Annotated in this window: 16 protein-coding genes; 5 read left to right on the forward strand and 11 right to left on the reverse strand. The window is 63.5% G+C overall.

The window, feature by feature from the left end:
- Window positions 1–26: 26 nt before the first annotated feature.
- The 3 genes from ISN38_RS15960 (at window position 27) to ISN38_RS15970 (ending at window position 3,502) form a co-directional block, all read left to right on the forward strand.
- Entirely contained in the window at window positions 27–1,790 is a 1,764-nt protein-coding gene (locus tag ISN38_RS15960; protein ID WP_241753959.1) for a T6SS effector BTH_I2691 family protein, read from the forward strand.
- 107 nt (window positions 1,791–1,897) lie between these two features.
- Window positions 1,898–2,824, forward strand: a complete 927-nt coding sequence (locus tag ISN38_RS15965; RefSeq protein WP_338404640.1) for a DUF6708 domain-containing protein — start codon at window positions 1,898–1,900, stop codon at window positions 2,822–2,824.
- A 132-nt stretch (window positions 2,825–2,956) separates the two neighbouring features.
- The gene (locus ISN38_RS15970) at window positions 2,957–3,502 is read left to right on the forward strand and encodes a hypothetical protein (RefSeq protein WP_196411445.1); all 546 of its coding nucleotides are present in this window, start codon (window positions 2,957–2,959) and stop codon (window positions 3,500–3,502) included.
- Here the strand turns inward: ISN38_RS15970 and xopAV are convergent.
- A complete protein-coding gene (gene xopAV / locus ISN38_RS20635) occupies window positions 3,450–4,199 on the reverse strand; it encodes a type III secretion system effector XopAV (RefSeq protein WP_314733173.1) in 750 nt (249 codons plus the stop codon). The two genes, ISN38_RS15970 and xopAV, sit on opposite strands and share 53 nt — an antisense overlap.
- On the opposite strand from xopAV, the gene ISN38_RS15975 reads away from it, so the two are divergent.
- Window positions 4,162–4,371, forward strand: a complete 210-nt coding sequence (locus ISN38_RS15975) for a hypothetical protein (protein WP_141696173.1) — start codon at window positions 4,162–4,164, stop codon at window positions 4,369–4,371. The two genes, xopAV and ISN38_RS15975, sit on opposite strands and share 38 nt — an antisense overlap.
- A 27-nt stretch (window positions 4,372–4,398) precedes the next feature.
- On the opposite strand, the gene ISN38_RS15980 is transcribed toward ISN38_RS15975, so the two are convergent.
- The 6 genes from ISN38_RS15980 to ISN38_RS16005 all read right to left on the reverse strand — a co-directional run bounded on the left by ISN38_RS15980 (window position 4,399) and on the right by ISN38_RS16005 (window position 9,826).
- Window positions 4,399–4,632 (reverse strand): hypothetical protein, encoded by a 234-nt coding sequence (locus ISN38_RS15980; protein WP_206711902.1) that lies wholly within the window; start codon window positions 4,630–4,632, stop codon window positions 4,399–4,401.
- A 38-nt stretch (window positions 4,633–4,670) separates the two neighbouring features.
- Window positions 4,671–4,922, reverse strand: coding sequence for a SymE family type I addiction module toxin (locus tag ISN38_RS20955; RefSeq protein ID WP_003471169.1), 252 nt, complete (start codon window positions 4,920–4,922; stop codon window positions 4,671–4,673).
- A 554-nt stretch (window positions 4,923–5,476) separates the two neighbouring features.
- A complete protein-coding gene (locus tag ISN38_RS15990; RefSeq protein ID WP_141697112.1) occupies window positions 5,477–6,364 on the reverse strand; it encodes a hypothetical protein in 888 nt (295 codons plus the stop codon).
- A 318-nt stretch (window positions 6,365–6,682) separates the two neighbouring features.
- Entirely contained in the window at window positions 6,683–7,099 is a 417-nt protein-coding gene (locus tag ISN38_RS15995; protein ID WP_141697111.1) for a hypothetical protein, read from the reverse strand.
- On the reverse strand, window positions 7,096–7,671 hold the full coding sequence (locus ISN38_RS16000; RefSeq protein ID WP_141697110.1) for a hypothetical protein: 576 nt from the start codon (window positions 7,669–7,671) through the stop codon (window positions 7,096–7,098). Before ISN38_RS16000 ends, ISN38_RS15995 begins: the two co-directional genes overlap by 4 nt.
- A gap of 307 nt (window positions 7,672–7,978) precedes the next feature.
- On the reverse strand, window positions 7,979–9,826 hold the full coding sequence (locus tag ISN38_RS16005) for a glycoside hydrolase family 35 protein (protein ID WP_206711903.1): 1,848 nt from the start codon (window positions 9,824–9,826) through the stop codon (window positions 7,979–7,981).
- Between the two features lie 258 nt (window positions 9,827–10,084).
- Between ISN38_RS16005 and ISN38_RS16010 the strand changes: the two genes are divergently transcribed.
- On the forward strand, window positions 10,085–11,062 hold the full coding sequence (locus tag ISN38_RS16010; RefSeq protein WP_206711904.1) for an IS110 family RNA-guided transposase: 978 nt from the start codon (window positions 10,085–10,087) through the stop codon (window positions 11,060–11,062).
- Between the two features lie 36 nt (window positions 11,063–11,098).
- Here ISN38_RS16010 and ISN38_RS16015 read toward each other — a convergent pair whose 3' ends face one another.
- The 4 genes from ISN38_RS16015 to ISN38_RS16030 form a co-directional block, all read right to left on the reverse strand.
- A complete protein-coding gene (locus ISN38_RS16015) occupies window positions 11,099–13,441 on the reverse strand; it encodes a GH92 family glycosyl hydrolase (protein ID WP_003471175.1) in 2,343 nt (780 codons plus the stop codon).
- Between the two features lie 108 nt (window positions 13,442–13,549).
- Window positions 13,550–15,007, reverse strand: a complete 1,458-nt coding sequence (locus ISN38_RS16020) for a glycoside hydrolase family 125 protein (RefSeq protein WP_003471177.1) — start codon at window positions 15,005–15,007, stop codon at window positions 13,550–13,552.
- Window positions 15,008–15,138: 131 nt separating this feature from the next.
- Window positions 15,139–15,333, reverse strand: coding sequence for a hypothetical protein (locus ISN38_RS16025; RefSeq protein ID WP_047325140.1), 195 nt, complete (start codon window positions 15,331–15,333; stop codon window positions 15,139–15,141).
- Window positions 15,333–18,020, reverse strand: coding sequence for a beta-mannosidase (locus ISN38_RS16030; protein WP_047325139.1), 2,688 nt, complete (start codon window positions 18,018–18,020; stop codon window positions 15,333–15,335). Before ISN38_RS16030 ends, ISN38_RS16025 begins: the two co-directional genes overlap by 1 nt.
- Window positions 18,021–18,341: the final 321 nt, after the last annotated feature.

An 18,341-nucleotide genomic window follows, 5' to 3' on the forward strand; every position in this document is an offset into this window, starting at 1 on the left:
TGGCGCTGTCGCGCACAGCCGACGGCATGGCCAATATCGACGAATCGCAGAGTGTGGCCGATGCCGGCTCGTATCTGTGGACGTCGATGACCGAGGGGGCGCAGGCGGCGATGCGTGAGCGTATCGCAAAGCAGCAGCAGCGCGACCAGGCGCGTGCGCAGGAAGATGCCAGGGTTCGCGAGCGCAGCCAGGCCAATGCCGCTGCGCTGGGCAAGGAGGAGTGGAAGAAGTACACGAAGTATTTCGACCAGAACGCACAGCGGCGCGTGGTGGAGCAGGAGTATCCCCAGCAACTGGAAGCGTTCGGCACCAGCGTGCTGGCGAAGCTGGATGCGCCCTACATCGCGTGGCTCAAAAGCACGTCATTGTCGAACTATCTGAGCCATAACTTCGATCCCAATGCGTTGGGTAGCGGCGCCTCCTACACGGCGCTCGCCAACCAGATGCTGTCCAACGCCAGCGGCAGAGGCGCTGTGTTCGACTACCTGCTCGAGAGCCTGCAACAGGACCCGTCGAAACCGGAATCCTGGGTGACGCGCGCATTGAACCTGAATTACGCGCCATTGATCCAGGCGACATGGAACGATGCGGCAAAGAAAGGCAGCGAGACCGACCCGTTCCTGCCCGAATTTGTCGAGAAATTCCACGACAAATTCAAGGACGTGCTGGTGGCCGGTGCCAAGGGAGAGCTGACCAAGCCGTACACCGATGGCATCGCCAGGCTGATGTACCAGTTGAGCGGGCCGATCGTGCACGAACTGGGCAAGGCCTTGGACAGCGGCGCCACGTTCGCCGCACTCGGCTTGCCATCGAAGTGGCAACTGGGGCTGCTGGGCGCGGTGGCGCGCTCGGAGAATCCGACCCTGCGGATGATCGATCTGCGCGGCACGCGGACCTTGAGCGAGGCCACCAAGTTGCTGGCGAACCTGGTGGCGTCGTTGGGCGGCGGCCAGGAGGGCGCACTGCGCGGTGCGGTGAGGCCGACGCTGCGGCCGGTGATGGACACCGCCGAACGCTACCCGTTCCGGGCGGTGATGCTGATCGACGAATCGAAGGTCGCGCAGCTGCAGGGCAAGAGCGGCGCTGCGTTGAAGGCCGGGATGGCGGACGTGCTGAGCGCCCAGCAGTTCGACACGCTGATGCAGGACACGGTGGGCAAGATCGCGAGCGTGGAGGTCAAGGTGGCGGTGGCGCAGGCGATCCTGTCCTCGATCACGTTGTACCTGTCGTACGGCAAACTGATGAAGGCCGAGGACGACAAGGTGTGGAGCGAACGGGTCAACATGGCCGGCGGGGTGATCGGACTGGTCGGTGGCCTGACTGAAACGACGGGCATGGTCCTGGAGAAAACGCCCTGGGGCCAGACCCGGTTGAGTTGGCAGTTCAGGTTCCAGGCGGTGGTGATCGAGTCGCGGGCCGGTTGGTTTACGGGCGCGGGCAAGCTGATGGGCGTGGCTGGTGGGGTGATTGGGGGGGTGTTGGCGATTAAAGATGGATTGGATACTAGAGCCAAGCATCCCTTGATTGGATATTCAATTATTGTTCTAGGATTGGCATCCATTGGTGCAGCTGTCATGCTGCTATTTGTAGGCGTGGCGGGGATTGGATTGATAATAGGGATTGTCATAGCAATTATTATGGCGGTTGTTTATTGGATTAAGCCGAACGCACTTCAGGACTGGCTTGTAGATACCCAGTTCGGGAGGTCTGACCAAGGTGGAGGCACTTCATCTGCGTTCAAGGGATTGATTCAGCAACAGATCGCGCTTGAAGGTATTGGAAAATCTTAGGAGGTCTATTAATGTATACGGGTTGGTTTAAGAGGTTTTCGATCAATAGAGATTTTTCTGCTGAAGAACGGTCAATGTCGCTCCCCTTGGAGAGGCAAGTGGAAATCATGCCAGCACAGCGGCTGGCATTGGTTTCAATCAACTCCGTCTATATTGATTGGATTGATAGGCGGTTTTTGTACCGGGGAATGTTAAATACTTCAGTATTTTTTATTGTTTTTTTGGGAGGGGTTATTTTTTCTCCCGTTTTAATTTATGGGATTCCCAGGGGGAATTCATCGTTCGTTTTGCTTCTTTTGCTGTCGATGATGCCCGCTTTTTTTGGAGCTGTATTGTATTATATCTGGCTGTGTCGCGAATTTTTCCGCTTTGTTTACTACCCAATCCGCTTCAACCGCAAAACCCGCAAAATCTACGTCTTCCGCGAAGAACGCGACGGCGGCCTACTGATCGTTCCGTGGGAAAAGGTCTTCTTCCACATCGGCCGCGGTACCGACATGAAGTTCCTGCGCGACATCCGTGGCGAGATTCTAGACGGTACTATCGTCAAGGACACCTTCGCACTAGGCCACTGCGCCGAGCGCGACGAACCAGTCAAGGAGATGTGGGAGTTCATCCGTCGCTACATGGAAGAAGGCCCGGAGGCCGTGGCCGAGCATCCGCTGGACAAGTATGTCGAACTGTCGGTGGCGCCGACCTGGAAGAACTGCCTGATCTCGGCGGTTGGCTTCACCAATGCGGACACGCCGTTCAAGCGCGTGCTGCTCTCGCCCTTCATCGGCACCTTCACCGTGGTGCGCTGGCTGGTGTTCAAGAGCTGCAAGCAGCCGGTGTTCCCGCCGGAGGTGGAAGCCGAGTGCACGGTCGAACCGAACGATCCGAACATCTGGCCGGTCCCCAAGTCGATCGGCGAGTTCGTGACCACCGTTCCTGGCTTGATGACCTATGCGATGCGCAAGGCGCAAGGCATCAGAACGCCGCCGGACGCGCCAACGGATCTGGCGTCGCAGTTCAAGGACTGGGGCAAGAAGTGACATGGCGCGCGTTGCGGCCTGGTTCGCGCTGGACGCAACTGCAACCGGCATCTGGCTCGGCTTCTCGGATGTCACGTGGACCCCTGACGTTCTGAAAAAGAACACCGGCAAGGGCCGCGTGACCTGCGCCGCGTGGGCATTCTCCACGCAGCCGTTCTATGCCGATGGCAGCGACGCCGCGAAGACCCGCAACGCAAGTGGAAGCATGAAACCGCGGTCCTGATCGATGCCCTGCGTGAAGCGGTGCAACACGGCGCCGTCGAAGACGACGTGCGCTGGAACACGGCCATGTCGCGCACAGCCGACGGCATGGCCAATATCGACGAATCGCAGAGTGTGGCCGATGCCGGCTCGTATCTGTGGACGTCGATGACCGAGGGGTCGCAGGCGGCGATGCGTGAGCGTATCGCAAAGCAGCAGCGCGACCAGGCGCGTGCGCAGGAAGATGCCAGGGTTCGCGAGCGCAGCGAGGCCAATGCCGCTGCGCTGGGCAAGGAGGAGTGGAAGAAGTACACGCAGTATTTCGACCAGAACGCACAGCGGCGCGTGGTGGAGCAGGAGTATCCCCAGCAACTGGAAGCGTTCGGCACCAGCGTGCTGGCGAAGCTGGATGGCCCTGAGGTTGTTATGCAGAGGACGATGCAGCGGCATGGGTGTCAGGCGGCGGGTTCCTTTTAAGTTGAAGCAATGCGTCAACCAGCTTGCCTGGATCGGAGCCAGCATTGTGTACGCACTTCAAAAGATTCGGATCCAATACGGACTTGTCTAGCATTGACATATTCTGCAGATCCTTAGAGATCGCAAGTCTCTCCGTGTCGCTCATTGGATGGGGATTATTTTCTTGATCAGGCACCGTGACCAGTAGAGTAGCTGTATGCAGCATCTCTCCGCTTGTTCCCAACGCTTCCGCCCTACCGTTTATCGTCGTAGGGCCATTCGCATAATTGGATGCCTTGCGTTCGATTGCCTTCAGTGTTCCGGTCGTGGCGATCCCGGCCAATGTGGCGATTCCGCTGTATTTAGCCAGGCGGTCGTACTGATTGACAAAACCGAAGAATGCGAGGGGGGGAGTGGGAACCGACGCGATTCCAACGACAGCCGCGGTGATGCCAGCGACGTTTGCTATATTTCTCGCTATCCGCTTGCGCGGTGGCATGTCCCTGAGAGGCTCGGGATGTACCGGCCGCTGTGGCAGGCCTTGCAACCGCGCATCGACTTGGGCGCCGGCGTGTTGCGGCGAAGGAGTGTCACTGTGCGCGGTCTGCGCTAGACCCATTTCCAAATCTCTGTCTTCCGTTCTCGCTCTGGGCGACACGGGCGGCATTGCGGCAGGACGCATGGAATACCTCGTCAACGGTGGTTGGTGGACTGTCATTCCAAGCGAAAATCGTTTGGTATTCACCCCGGGCGCGAAATTTCCGCTCTTCCCACGAATCGACCTGCGGTTAAGCAACGCATCGCTGGTCACCATGAATGGTCTGGGGAAACCTCTGCGCCAGAGGAGAGGTTTGATTCAAACGGAGACTTCCTCTGGCCCCGTTGTTTGAAGGTTTCCGGCCCTGAGGTTTCCCCGCCTACCGGGCGCTCATGTCCTTGAGCGTTTGCGCGCCCACCTGGTCCAGGATGCTGCGTGCCGCGCGGGCGGCGGTGTAGATAGCCTCTCCCAGCGCGGGGAGCGTGCGTGGATCCAGATAGGGCGCCGTGCCGGCGGCGAGGATGTCGCCATGCGCGGCGATGGTGCGGATCAGGCCGTCGAGCGCATCGGCCTGGTCGAGCGTGATGCCGAAGACGAAGCGGTTGGATGCCATTTCAGCGATCCTCCGGGATGGGGTGGGCGATGGCCGCGTCAGTCTTCGCGGGCCACGCTCACCACCAGTTCGCCGTCGCGCACCTGCACGCGCAGCGTCTGGCCGATGGCGAAGCCCAGCTGCTCCAGCCAGCGGCCGCGGAAACGCAACATCGGCACATGCTGGTGGCTGGCGGGGTAGTAGCCATAGCCCACTGTGCACTGCGTGGGCGCGCGCGGGCGGCGCGGCGCGCGTGGCGGGCGGGCCAGCTCGGCGGCGATGGCGGCGGCGGCCGCTTCCACCGGCATCATCGGCGTGAGCGGTGGCTCGATGTACCGCAGGCACCAGGCCCGCGTGGGCTCGGGCGGGGGACTGGGTTGCGGCTGGCGCGTTGCACGTTTGCGGGCAGCCGTGGGGCGGGCAGGGGCGGGACGGGATGACGGTTGACGCATGGCACAGCCTCCTTGTCAGACAGGAACCCGCGCCGAAGGGCGACGGGATGTCGGGAGGCTAGAAACCGCACGTAGCCGGCGGGCTTATTTCCCCGAAGGGTGTTGTATTCGCCGCCCTCCCGACGCAGGCATCGCGTCGGAGTGTGCCTGCGGACAGGCACAAAAAAACCACCGGTTTGACGGAGGTGGGTGCCGCTACGTGAGGAGTTTCTAGGCTCCTTGGAGGGAATGGTGCTACTGGATTTGGGGGATGTCAACTGGTTTGTGCTGTAGAGTGAAGATGCGCTTTGTAAGTGAACATGGCCCCGTTATCGGACCCCGTTATCGATACCAACGAAATAAAGGCTGTGGCTCATGCCGGCTAACACCTGGGTTAAGTTGCGTCGCGAAGCGGCATCGGCTTGGGCGAATTGTTAGGCTGTTCTCCTGGGAACATGCCGCACGGTGAAGTGTGACTTGTCAATGCGTTCAGGCTCGAACTGGTCGAACATGCTGAACGTTTGTATGGGTATGCGAACTGTCGCATTCGGGTTGTGATAGACCTCGAAATCATTGCCGTGGCAACGGTCAATGTTGAAAAAGTCCATCACGGAATAGATGACTGCCGAGCAAGTTGTCTCTCCCGAGCCGAAAAAAGGGGAGGTTGGCACACTAGAACCCGACTTCTTCATGATCTCGGGCGTGTAAGCATTAAATTGATCTATGACCTTTCCCGAGTTGCATTCGATGCTCAACGTGAGGTTGCCAACTCCGTAGAGCGCGCGCGCGGGGTAAGACGGTTCGGTTCCAAACTTTGCGTGGGGTACCTGTGACGGATTGATGCAGATGATGTAGCCGTCTTCTGACGAGATTCGGCTAGCAGCTTGTGCTCGCTGGTAGTGCGACAGCTTCCCCCGAAGTGCTGACGCGACACGTAGGACAATCTGATCAATTGGAACGGCCCCGGCAACGTTTGGCCCATAGTCAATTGGCGGGACGGCGTCCGGACCTTCGCCTGCTTTCGGCGATACGGCCTCTATCCACACTCGCTTTCCGTTGACGGTTACGTAGAACTCGGGCCCAGCATCGCTTTCTTTTACGACTTCAAAGCCTGCTGCAAGTAGCTCAGTGCATAGCAGCATTTCCCAAAAGCGTGCATGAAAGTCACTTCGCAGGGAGCTGAGGAAGTTTCGGTCAGCGTAAGGCGCGTACTTTCCCCACATCGCTTCAGCTTTCCTGCGATGCACGAAGGCGTGAGGTAAGAAAGCACGCTTGTAGTCGCGGCAGGCGGGAGCACTCTCATCAAATAGCGGAAAAGTCATAGGAGTAGCCTGCCGCATGAGTTGAGCCGAGCCGCGAAGCGGTTTCAGCTTGAATGAGTTATTAGGTAGAACGACGCTACCACTTGTTGAAGGTCGTCACAAGTTAAAGGCCGCTCGGCGAAACCGCCGGCGGCCTTAATTTGTAGACAATTTCTTTGATGCCGCGCCATCCAGACCTACTGGACGGCGCGTTCCGCGGATAACTCACTTCCCCGAATTACCCCAAACCTGCCCCTTCACCCCACGCACGCTCGAAAACGGGGCCGGAGGAAATATGCGTTTGAATTAGATATTTACTCTGGCCCCGTTGTTCGGTTGTCAGGTTTCGCTCCGGTTGAACAGCTGAGTACGCAAAGCCTCTACGAATTCCGCTGCGTTCTTGCGCTGCCACGGCCAACCTTTGGCGGCGTTGAGGTCACGACCTGCAGTGTTCACTACTACGAGAGGTGAACCCCAAAGCAATACAAACGCCAAGGCTAGAAGGGAAAATCCTATAAACTTAAAGCCGCCCTCAGCACCAAGCATGACAAAGCCAAATAATAGAAAAAATAGGCCGGCGATGATACTTCGTGATATATCGAGACGGACTGAGGTTACATGTTGAAGTGGTATATCTTCGCGCGACCCGCCACTTAGCCAGCCTTTATTGCGGTAATACATGACACGCTTGTTTGTCACAGTGCCGAACTCATTTTCAACAAACGTTAACTCGGAATTTTGAATTGATTGGTTCATATATTTTCCCCGTTGTTCGGGCCGACCCGCGAAGCGGGTTCGGCTTGAGTGAATTTTTGGGCGTTACCCGGTGCCTCTGCATGAAGCATGACAGTGGCGCGCACAACTGCCCAGAGAGTAAGCGCAAGAATCTTGAATTGGTCCGCCGGTTCAAGGTCAGAGAACCGCCTGAAATGCCGCATCTCTTCATTGTCGCCCTTGATGCGCTCAAAGCACGCTTGTACTTCGCGCTTGTCATCGGCGCCGAAAGCTGTGTAAAGGTTGTTTGCGGATTGCTTGGTGAGTGATGTGTTTAACTTGTGTGCAAAATCATTGCGAAGCTTTCCAAGTACACGTAACGGAGGGCCGAATTTCTCCTTGAGACCAAGTGCAAGAGCAAGCGTCACATACTGATCGTAGTCAAGATTGAGTTTGGGCAATAAGTTGGGGCGCAACACTAGACAGTCGATAGTCTGTATCAGAAGGCTCTCAACCCGGATATGAGCGCGCACGACCATCCCCATCTGGTCCTCACGAGCGAGATCAGCGGCGAGCTCGGCAACTTCTGCTTGAAGAGTGTCTGAGAATTCCATGGCGCCTAACCACTATTCGACGACAAAATGGTGTGTAAAACTTACGCGTAATACACCTGTTCCGCCTCCATGCGGCTTAGCATGTATTCGGTTGCGAGCTCTCGCCAGTCACGCTGTCACATAATCCTTGCGTCTAACCCCACGTCCATTCCCCAGTGCATCCCCGCACAAGACCGACGCTACCACTTGTTAACGGCCGTCACAAGTTAAAGGCCGCTCGGCGGAACCGCCGGCGGCCTTAATGTGTAGACAAGTTGTTTGATGCCGCGCCATCCAGATGTACCGGATGGCGCGTTCCGCGGATAACTCACTTCCCCGGATTACTCCAAACCTGCCCCTTCACCCCCCGCACGCTCGCCTCCGCCGCGCTATCCAGATCGAACACGATCACGCTGTTCTCACCCTTACGCTGGAACGGCGCCGGGACATACAGCGCCCGCTGCGGCCCGATGTTCCAATGCCGCCCCAGGTTGTGGCCGTTGGCCCAGGCGACGCCTTTGCCGAAGGCTTGCATGTCCAGGAAGGTGTCGGTGGGTGTGCCGATCTTGATGGTGCCGCGGTGGAAGGCGGGGCCGTCGATCTTGGCGGTGGTCCAGCCGGTGAGCTTGCTCGGGTCGTCCATCGGCAGCGGGAAGGTCTGCCAGCCGGTCAGCGGCTTGCCGTCGAGCAGCACGGGGTCGACCAGGCCGGCGCGGCCGTCGGGTAGGTGGGTGCCGTAGTTGATGCGGCCGCCGTTTTCCACCAGCACGTCCACGGTGTGGGGGCCGGCGGGGATATCCACGTCCACGGCCACTTGCTGCAGGCGGCGCTCGGCGCTGCCGGCCAGGGTGCGGTCGATGTAGACGCGGGCGTAGTCGCGCACGTCGCCCAGGTACAGGCTGCCCTTGCGCGGGCCGGTGACGGTGGTGCGGTAGAGGATGTAGCCGTAGGCCTGGCCGTAGCGTTCCATCGGTTGCGGGGTGTCGGTGGTGGCGGCCGGCGCGGGCAGGTTGTCCCAGAGCGAGGCCGATTCGCGCAGCGGGGTGGCCGGTAGCTCGGCGAAGCGGATGGGCTTGGGCAGGGCGGGGGGCTGTACGCCGGTGACGCGGGCGATGGCGTCGCGGAACAGGGCGAACTTGGGGGTGGGGCGGCCGGCTTCGTCGAGCACGGCGTCGTAGTCGTAGCTGGTGGTCTGCGGGGCGTAGTGGTCGCTGGCGTTCTTCTGGAAGTTGGCGCCGTTCATGAAGCCGAAGGTGGTGCCGCCGACGAACATGTAGATGTTGGCGGAATGGCCCTGGCGCAGGATCCATTCGAATTCGCTGGCTTGTTTTTTGGCGTTGGTGTTGGCGTGTTTGTCGCCCCACTGGTCGAACCAGCCGGCCCAGTATTCGCCCACCATCTGCGGTTGGCCGGGGCGGAATTTGCTCAGGGTCTGGAACGCTTTTTCGGCGTCGCCGGGGCCGAAGTTCACCACGGCCAGGGTGTCGGGCAGGGTGCCGTTGGCCAGCACGTCGGCGCCGTCGGCGGTGAACAGCAGGGCCTTGTCGAAGCCGGCCTTGACGAACATGGCGCGGTTGGCCTGCATGTAGACGTGGTCGTTGTCGTAGGAGCCGTATTCGTTCTCGACCTGCACGGCGATGACGGGGCCGCCGTTGCGGTTGAGCTTGGGGGTGACCTGCGCGGCGACCGCGTTCAAGTAGGCCTGGCTGGCGGCGAGGAAGCGCGGGTCCTGGCTGCGCACGCGCAGGCCCGGTTGGGCGAACAGCCAGGCGGGGTAGCCGCCGGCTTCCCATTCGGCGCAGACGTAAGGGCCGGGGCGCAGGATGACGTTGAGGCCCTGGGCGGCGGCGGCGTCGATGAAGGCGGCCAGGTCGTTGTTGCCGCTGAAGTCGAACTGGCCCTGGCGCGGTTCGACCAGGTTCCAGAACACGTAGGTCTCTACGGTGTTCAGGCCCATGGCGCGGGCTTTCTGCAGGCGGTCTTTCCAGTAGGCGCGTGGGATGCGCTGGAAGTGGATGGCGCCGGAAATGATCTGGTACGGCTTGCCGGCGCGGGTGAAGTGGTCGCCCTGGGTGGCGACGGCGGGCCATGGGGTGGTTGCGTGCGTCGGCTGTGCGGATGCCGGCAGGGACAGCAGGAGCGACAGGGCAAGGGCGGACAGGGAGCGACGCAGCATGTGGGGGTCTCTGGCTGGGGTGAAGTTTGGCTTTTTTTGTAGGAGCGGCTTCAGCCGCGACCGGGCGTTACCGGTGAATTTCGGTCGCGGCTGAAGCCGCTTGTGTCTAGAGGTTGCTTTACAGTTTGAGTGGAGAGCGATGTGCGGCACGCCGACAGGCCGCAGTGTTCCAGCACGTGTAGGAGCCAGGGCGGCCGCACATCGACCTCGTTGCCTAGCCCGAACAGTTGAACGAGCGTTCGCTCGAACTTCACAAGCGTGGGCAGCGACGAGGTGGCTCTCTCCTGTCCCTTAGTCTACCTAACGCTTATGCCTCTTTGGATCGGTATCGATGTGGCCAAGGACACCTTGGCCGTCCACGTGCTTCCCCTGGACCAGTTGCTGTCCTTTCCCAATACCGCCCAGGGCCACCAGCGCCTGTGCGACCACCTTGCCGGGCACTGCGTCGGCAACGCGCTGCTGGAGGCCACCGGCGGCTACGAACGGGCGGTGATGACGGCACTGGCCACGGCAGGGATCCCGGTGACCCGGATCAATCCGCGCCGGGCACGCGCTTTCGCCACGGCCTTGGGCACAACCGCCAAGACCGATCCGCTGGATGCGGCCTTGCTGGCGCGCATGGCTCAACTGGTGCAAGCGCCCGCGCCGGTTCCCGATCCCTTGCGTGAGCAACTGCGCATGCTGGTCCAGCGCCGCGAGCAACTGGTCCAGCAACGTGACGACGAGCGCCGTCGGTTGCATCAGGCGACCCTGGCCATGGTGCGCGCATGCCTGATCGAGCAGATCGGCGACTTGCGCCGCCGTATCCAGCGGATGAACCAGGCGATCAAGCAGGTGCGGTGCCAGCTCGACGATGCGCTGGCGCACGCCCTGGGCACGGTCCCGGGCATCGGCGAGGTCACCACCGCCAGCCTGATGGCCTATCTGCCCGAACTGGGGACGCTGGATCGTCGCCAGATCGCGGCCCTGGTCGGCCTGGCTCCCTACAACGTGGACAGCGGGCAGCACTGCGGCAAACGCCGCATCCGCGGCGGGCGTGCCACGATCCGACGAGTGCTGTACATGGCCTGTTGGAGCGTTGTGCGCACCCAAGCCTCCTTCAAGGAGCGTTATCAACAGTTACGGGCACGCGGCAAGCCCGCCAAGGTCGCCATCACCGCATGCATGCGCGTACTGCTTATCCGACTCAACGCCATGGCACGAGATCGCACACCATGGCGTGAGGTGATCGGATGAGAAGACAGTTGCTCCTACAGGGGGGCGTGCGGTGGATCAAACGAACGACGGCGGCAGATCGTCCTTGGCTGCGCCGAAGGCGGGATTCGGCTTCGGCCCCATCTCCAGTTCCAGCGTGCCGCCGGCGGCGAGGTCGGCGTGGCGCAGCCAGCTGCGGGTGTAGGGCTTGCCGTTCCAGCGGGCGCGCTGGATGTAGACGTTGGCGGCGCTGTTGCGGTGGGCGACGATGCTCAGGGTGCGGCCGTGGCCGACATCGACGTCGGCGCGCTTGAACAGCGGGCTGCCGAGCACGTAGGTGGCGCTGACCGGGTCCACTGCGTAGAAGCCCAATGCGCTGAGCACGAACCAGGCGCTCATCTGCCCGCAGTCTTCGTTGCCGGACAGGCCGTTGCGCGCGTCGTGGTAGTGCTCGCGCAGCAGCCGCCGCACCATGGCCTGGGTCTTGTAGGGCTGGCCGGCGTAGGCGAACAGGTAGGCCACGTGGTGGCTGGGTTCGTTGCCGTGCGCGTACTGGCCGACCATGCCGTCGATGTCCGGCGGGGTGCCGGCCGGCAGGTCGGAGCTGGTGGCAAACAGTTCGTCGAGTTTGGCGAGGAAGCCGTCGCGGCCGCCGAACAGCTCCATGTAGCCGTACAGGTCGTGCTGGTTGAGGAAGGTGGCCTGCCAGGCGTTGGATTCGGTGAAGTCGTGCCACTTCGCCATGTGGCCTATCGCGCGTGGGTTGAACGGGGCGACCCAGTCGCCGTTGCTCAGCCGCGGTTGCATGAAGCCGCTGGCGCGGTTGAACACGTTGCGGTAGTTGCGCGAGCGTTCGCGCAAGGCGCGCGCCTCTTTGGTGGCGCCGGCGGCCTGCGCCAGGTGCGCCACCGCCCAGTCGTCGTAGGCGTATTCGAGGGTGCGGCTGACCGCTTCGGCTACCGTGTCGCTGGGGATGTAGCCGCGCTTGCGGTACTCGTCCAGGCCGTGCGTGGTGTCGTCCATGGCGCGCTTGCGGTAGGCCGGCCAGGCGGCGGCGTAGTCGATGCCGGTGAAGCCCTTGGCGTGCGCTTCGGCCAGTACCACGGCAGAGTGGTAGCCGATCATGCAGCCGGTCTCCACGCCTTGCAGCGGCCAGATGCCGACGCCGTCCGGGCATTCGTTGGCGCCGCGCACCAGGCATTGCACCAAGTCGGGCACGCGCTCGGGCTGCACCAGGGTCAGCAAGGGGTGCAGGGCGCGGTAGGTGTCCCACAGCGAGTAGGTGCTGTAGTTGTGGTAGCCGGCGGGCGCCTGGTGCACCTTCAAATCCATGCCGCGGTAGCGGCCATCGGTGTCGCTGAACAGGGTGGGCGCGAGCAGGCTGTGGTACAGGCCGGTGTAGAAGATGCGGCGTTGCGCGTCGTCGTCGCTGTCGATACGCACGCGCGCCAGTTCCTTCTCCCACGCGGCCACCGCGGCGGCGTGCACGCGCGCGAAATCGAAGTCGGGCAGTTCGGCGTCGAGGTTGGCCAGGGCGTTCTCGGCGCTGACCGCGGAGATGCCGACCTTGACCAGCAACGGCGCGTCGGCCGCATCGGGATAGTGCAGCGCCACCTTCAGGCGGGTGCCGTCGGCCTGGCGCGCGCCGGCCGCCAGCGGCTGGTCTTCGGAATACAGCTGGGCCGTGGCGAATGGCCGCGACAGGCGCATGGCGAAGTAGAGGTAGCGGCCCTTCGCCCATTGGTAGACGCGGCGCCCGCCGGTCAGGGTGCGCGCATCGACGATGCGCAGTTGCGCGTCGCTGACGCGGGTTGCGCCCCCCGGTTTGTCCTGCATGCCGTGGCACAGGTCCAGCAGCAGGTGCGCCGGTTTGCCCTTGGGGAAGTGATAGCGGTGCAGGCCGGCACGCGCGGTGGCGGTCAGTTCGGCGTGCACGCCGCTGTCCTTCAGGCGCACGCGGTAGTAGCCGGGCGAGGCGGCTTCGTCGGCGTGGTCGTAGCGCGAGCGGTAGCCGGTGTCCGGATTTTCCAGCGTGCCGGGGACCAGCTTGACCTCGCCGGTGGCGGGGACGACCAGGAAATCGAGCATGTCGCCGATGCCGGTGCCGGACAGGTGGGTGTGCGAGAAGCCCATGATCGAGCCGTCGGCCTCGTGGTAGCCGGAGCACGCATCCCACACTGCGTTGTAGGTGTCCGGGCTCAGCTGCACCATGCCGAACGGCAGCGTGGCGCCGGGGAAGGTGTGGCCGTGGCCGCCGGTGCCGATGAACACGTCGACGTGGCGGCTGAACTCGGCCTTGGCGCGCGCGTCGGCGGGCAGCGCGTAGTTGCCGGCGCGCGCTTGCGCCAGGCGGGCGATGCCGCTGCTGCCGAACAGGGCCAGGGCGATGGCGCCCTGCAGGAAACCGCGTCGTGTGGCCATGGTGCTGTCCTTGGGTGTGCAGCGGAGAGGGGATGGTGTTTGTGTAGGAGCGGCTTCAGCCGCGACCTTGGGGTTGCCGGTAAGACCCGGTCGCGGCTGAAGCCGCTCCTACAGGGGGGGGCAGGCTTGCAGCAGATGCGGTTTGCGCTGGTGCAGGTCGATGATCAGTTCGCCGAACAAGGTGTTGGCCCAGGCGAACCAGTCGCGGGTGAATTTGCCCGGGTCGTCCTGGTCGAAGGCTTCGTGCATGAAGCCGCTGCCGGCGTCGGTGTTTTTCAGCCAGGCCAGGCATTGGCGGATCTGCGCGTCGTCGTCGCTGGCCAGTGCGTATTGCATGATCGACATCGGCCAGATCATGCGCAGCCCGGCGTGCGGGCCGCCGACGCCTTCGGCGGCGCGGCCCTTGAAGAAGTACGGGTTGCGCTCGCTCCACGCCAGCTGGCGGGTGCGCAGGAACAGCGGGTCGCGGCGATCGCAGCAGCCCAGGTAGGCCAGGCTCAGCAAGCCCGGCGCGTTGGCGTCGTCGATGAACAGCTGGTTGCCGTAGCCGTCCACTTCGTAGGCCCAGAACGGCTGGCCGTCGGCGTCGCGCATCTGCCCGAACTTGTGTGTGGCGGTTTCGACGTCGTCGGCCAGCGCGCGGCAGTCGCCGGCGAAGGCGGCGTCGCGGTGCAGCGCTTCGCTCATCGTCGCCAGCTGGCGCAGCGCCGTCACCGCGAACAGGTTGGCCGGCACGAACAGCGGATACACGCAGGCATCGTCGGACGGGCGGAACATCGAGTGGATCATGCCGTTGGGCCGGGTCGGCTGGCCGTAGCCTTCCAGCATCAGGGTCTCGGTGGCCAGCGGTGAGGGGCGCTGGAACGTGTAGGGGCCGCGGTCGTGCAGGCGCTGTTGTTCGCGGAAGGTCTTGACCACCACGTGCATCGCCGCGCGCCAGTCGTCGTCGAACGGCGCGGTGTCGCCGCTGGCGCGCCAGTAGGCGTGCGCCAGCCGGATCGGATAGCACAGCGAATCCACTTCCCACTTGCGCTCGCCGACGCCGGGCTTCATCTCGGTGATGTCGGCCACCGACCATTTCAGGCGCTGGCGCTTGCCGTCGGGCAGGAACGCATTGGCGTAGGGATCGAGCTGGATGCAGGCGGCCTGGCGCTGGATCAGGCCATGGAACATGCGCCGCAGTGCGGGATCGCGCTTCGCCAGCGGGATGTACGGATGCACCTGCGCGGAGGAGTCGCGTAGCCACATCGCCTCGATGTCGCCGGTGATGACGAAGGTGTCCGGCTTGCCGTTGCGGGTGCCGATTTCCACGGTGGTGTCGAGCGTGTTCGGATAGCAGTTCTCGAACAGCCAGGCCAGGCGCGGATCGCCGATGCCGGCCTTGACCGTGCGCAGGTGTTTTTCCACCGCGGCGCTGACGAATCGCCGTTGCGCCGGCGGCGGGCGCTTGCTGGGCAAGCCTGCCGCGGATGCACCGGACGCGGCGAAGCCGGGCACGGCGCTGGCGAGCAGGCCGGCGCCGGCGGCGCTACCGAGCAGATGGAGGACATCGCGGCGGGAAGGCATGGGTGACTCCTGGTCTGGTTTATACGTGTTGGCGCATTGCTTTTCTGTAGGAGCGGCTTCAGCCGCGACCGGGCGTTACCGGTAAGACTCGGTCGCGGCTGAAGCCGCTCCTACAGGGGCGCATGTGTCGATTACCGCGGAATGGGCACCGTGCCCTGGATCGCAAACGCGGCCTCGTCGCCGGGCGCCCCGGTGCCGGGCTGGCCGCCGCCGACGAACACGCGGTAGTCGCCGGGCTGCACCGCGCGCTGGCCGGCGCGATCGACATCGCTCAGCTGCCGCGGCCCCCACAGTGGCGCAGCCTGGCTGATCTTTCTGGTCCGCATCACTTCGCCTCCGCCGGCTCGGACGGCGCACCGGCCAGGGTGCCGGCCAGATTGCGCACCTGCAAGGCGCCGCGCAGCTGCTCCAGCGTCGCCCTGCTGCGCACGTGCACGGTCAGCGGCTCGCCGGGCAACAGGTCGAAGGCGTTGTCCGAGAGCGTGGCGTCCAGATCGCCGAACGCCAGCCACACCTCGCGCGCCAGGGTGGTGCTGGTCAGGGTCAGCGTATAGTCGTCGCCGTCGGCACGCAGTTCGCTGCGGATGTCCGGGCTGGGCAGATGCAGATGCTTGGCCGCATCGAAGAACACCAGGTTGCGCGACAGCACGCGCGCGCCGTCGAGCAGTTCGAACACCACAAAGCTGCGCTTGGGATCGGCGCGGCGCAGCAGCTGCGCATCGCTGAAACTGCCCACGCGCAGGCTGGACAGCGGCGCCAGGGTCACCGGCTTCTCGCTCTTGCTCAGCACCTTGCCGGACACGTCCATCACCCGCATGCGCCAGCGCGCGGCCAGCGGCACGGTGCGGTCGGACACCAGCGTCACCTCGGTCTGGCCCTGGTCGTTGCGCAGCGCGGCGATCAGTTCCGGCGCATAGAAGCGCCTGGCGTGGTAGTGCAGCGCCTTCCAGCGGCCGAAGTAGTCCATGCTCGACCAGGATACGCCCGGCCACACGTCGTTGAGCTGCCAGTACAGCGAGCCCATCGACTGCGGCCGCGACGCGCGCAGGTGCTCGGCAGCCACGGCGATGCCTTCAGCCTGCATCAGCTGGCTCAAATACACGAAGCTCTCGAAGTCCTTGGGCTCGCCGAACGCACGGCGGATGTACAGCAGCAGGCGCTTGTTGCCGTTGTCGTACTTCTGGTGCGCGCGCATCACCGGCGACTCCGGCTGCAGGTCGCCGGGTTCGGCGAAGGCGCGGATGGTGCGCATCTCCGGGAACGACTGCAGGCCGTACTCGGACATGAAGCGCGGGGTCACGTTGAGGTACTCGGTGACCGGCAGCGCCGGGTTGCCCCAGACCTTCCAATAATGCATGTCGCCGTTGTCTTTCTGGTTGGCGTCGGTATCGAAATCGGTGCCTGGCGAGGTGGCCCAGTACGGCACGTCGCCGTCATAGGTACTGACGACTTCGCGCAATACGCTACCGAACAGGGTGGTCATGCCACGTTCGATGCGGCTGCGTTCTTCCGGACCGACCGACTTCTTGAAATCGACCCACCAGTTCTCCCAGCCGGTCTGCACCTCGTTGTTGCCGCACCATAGGACGATGCTGGGGTGGTCCCGCAGCCGCTTGACCTGATCGATCGCCTCCTGGCGGGTGTTGTCGCGGAATTCCACTTCGTTGGGCGGCACTGATCCGGCGAACATGAAATCCTGCCAGATCATGATGCCCAGCGCGTCGGCCATCTCGTAGAAGTCATCGTCCTGGTAATGACCGCCGCCCCACATGCGCAGCATGTTCATGTTGGCGTCGCGCGCCGCTTGCAGGATGCTGCGCATACGTGTCCTGTCCACGCGGCTCGGGAAGGACTCCAGTGGGATCAGGTTGGCGCCCTTGGCAAAGATTGGAATGCCGTTGACTACGAATTCCATGCTCTTGCCCCACCGGTCCTTTTGGCGGCGCAGCGTCACCGAGCGCAGGCCGGTGACGCGCTCGACCTGCTGGCTGTCGCCGTCGGCATCGCGCACGGTGGCCACGAAGGTGTAGCGGTCCTGCGCCCCGTAACCGGCAGGAAACCAGCGCTTTGGCTTGGCGATACGCACGGCCAGATCGATGCGGTGTTGGCCGGGATCGATCATCGCGTCCTGGGTGAACTGGCCGACTTTCTGTCCATTCGGGTCGAGCACATCCAGTGTCACTTGCACCGGGCCGCTGCGGCTGGCCTGCAGTTCGAGTTGCGCTTGCAGCTGCGCGGCATCGGCGTCCACCCGTCGCTGGGCGATGTGCAGTCCCTCCACGCGCAACGCGTCCCAGGACTCCAGCCGCGCCTGCTGCCAGATGCCGGCAGTGACGATGCGCGGACCCCAGTCCCAGCCGAAGCTGTAGGGCGCCTTGCGCACGTAGGTGGAGCTGTGGCGCCACTTCGGCTCGTCGCCGAACGCCGATTTGTGGCCGCCGGGCAGGGCATAGGGCTGCTTGTCCAGCCACGGCTGGATCTTCTTGATCGGCGAGAAGAACTTGACTTCCAATACGTTGTCGCCGCGCTTGAGCAGCGGCTTGGCGTCCACCCGCCACTGCCGGAACATGTTGTCGGCGGCGAGCAGTTTCTTGCCGTTGAGGTAGACCTCGGCGAAGGTGTCCAGGCCGTCGAACACCAGTTCCACGTGCTCGCGCGCGCGCAGCGCGGGGTCGGCCTTGAAGTGCGTCTGGTACTGCCAGTCGCTCAATCCGGCCCATTGGATCTTGGCCTCGTTGTCGCGATAGAACGGATCGGGCACCACCCCGGCCGCGATCAGGTCGGTCTGCACCGTGCCGGGCACCTGCGCGGGCAGCCACTGCGCTGCCTTCGGGAAGTCCTTGGCATGCGCCTCGCCCGGCGCCAGCCGCACCTGCCAGCCCTGCTGAAGGGGCTGTGCGCTCGGCGCCGCGGCCTGGCCCAGTGCCGGCAGCCCCAGAACCAGTGCCAGCCCGAGTCGCGCAGGGACGCGCGCGCTTGGGGGGCAACGGCGGTTGCGGTGTGGCTGGGTCATGCGTTTCTCCAGGGTCAACACGCGGCGGCGGGAGCGCTTGCGTGGTGGTTTCGATCGGGTGAACGGCGCCGATGGCATAGTACGGGCCGTTGCTGCGTGCGGTCGAGCGCAGGCACAGGTCATGCCTGCCGGTCTGCTTGGGCCGCGGGGCTTGCAGCGAGAATTGCTCGCCCAAGCGCCTTGCCGCCCGGCAGCGGAGGTGGCCGCGCGCACGGTGACCGGCAGAGTCACGTCGAACGGCTTGCTGTAGCGCGGCGAGTCGGCCTTGGGTTCGCTAGCCGCGACCGGGCGTTACCGGTAAGGCTCGGTCGCGGCTGAAGC

The organism is Xanthomonas translucens pv. undulosa (assembly GCF_017301775.1).
GTDB lineage: Bacteria > Pseudomonadota > Gammaproteobacteria > Xanthomonadales > Xanthomonadaceae > Xanthomonas_A > Xanthomonas_A translucens.

Bases quoted from the DNA above. Each gene is read 5' to 3' on its own strand.
- xopAV (WP_314733173.1), bottom strand. From the start codon at position 4,199: ATGACAGTCCACCAACCACCGTTGACGAGGTATTCCATGCGTCCTGCC.
- ISN38_RS16000 (WP_141697110.1), bottom strand. From the start codon at position 7,671: ATGGAATTCTCAGACACTCTTCAAGCAGAAGTTGCCGAGCTCGCCGCT.
- ISN38_RS15965 (WP_338404640.1), top strand. From the start codon at position 1,898: ATGCCAGCACAGCGGCTGGCATTGGTTTCAATCAACTCCGTCTATATT.
- ISN38_RS15990 (WP_141697112.1), bottom strand. From the start codon at position 6,364: ATGACTTTTCCGCTATTTGATGAGAGTGCTCCCGCCTGCCGCGACTAC.
- ISN38_RS16020 (WP_003471177.1), bottom strand. From the start codon at position 15,007: ATGCCTTCCCGCCGCGATGTCCTCCATCTGCTCGGTAGCGCCGCCGGC.
- ISN38_RS20955 (WP_003471169.1), bottom strand. From the start codon at position 4,922: ATGATGCCGGTGGAAGCGGCCGCCGCCGCCATCGCCGCCGAGCTGGCC.
- ISN38_RS15980 (WP_206711902.1), bottom strand. From the start codon at position 4,632: ATGGCATCCAACCGCTTCGTCTTCGGCATCACGCTCGACCAGGCCGAT.
- ISN38_RS15995 (WP_141697111.1), bottom strand. From the start codon at position 7,099: ATGAACCAATCAATTCAAAATTCCGAGTTAACGTTTGTTGAAAATGAG.
- ISN38_RS15975 (WP_141696173.1), top strand. From the start codon at position 4,162: ATGGAATACCTCGTCAACGGTGGTTGGTGGACTGTCATTCCAAGCGAA.
- ISN38_RS16015 (WP_003471175.1), bottom strand. From the start codon at position 13,441: ATGGCCACACGACGCGGTTTCCTGCAGGGCGCCATCGCCCTGGCCCTG.
- ISN38_RS16025 (WP_047325140.1), bottom strand. From the start codon at position 15,333: ATGCGGACCAGAAAGATCAGCCAGGCTGCGCCACTGTGGGGGCCGCGG.
- ISN38_RS16005 (WP_206711903.1), bottom strand. From the start codon at position 9,826: ATGCTGCGTCGCTCCCTGTCCGCCCTTGCCCTGTCGCTCCTGCTGTCC.
- ISN38_RS16030 (WP_047325139.1), bottom strand. From the start codon at position 18,020: ATGACCCAGCCACACCGCAACCGCCGTTGCCCCCCAAGCGCGCGCGTC.
- ISN38_RS15960 (WP_241753959.1), top strand. From the start codon at position 27: ATGGCCAATATCGACGAATCGCAGAGTGTGGCCGATGCCGGCTCGTAT.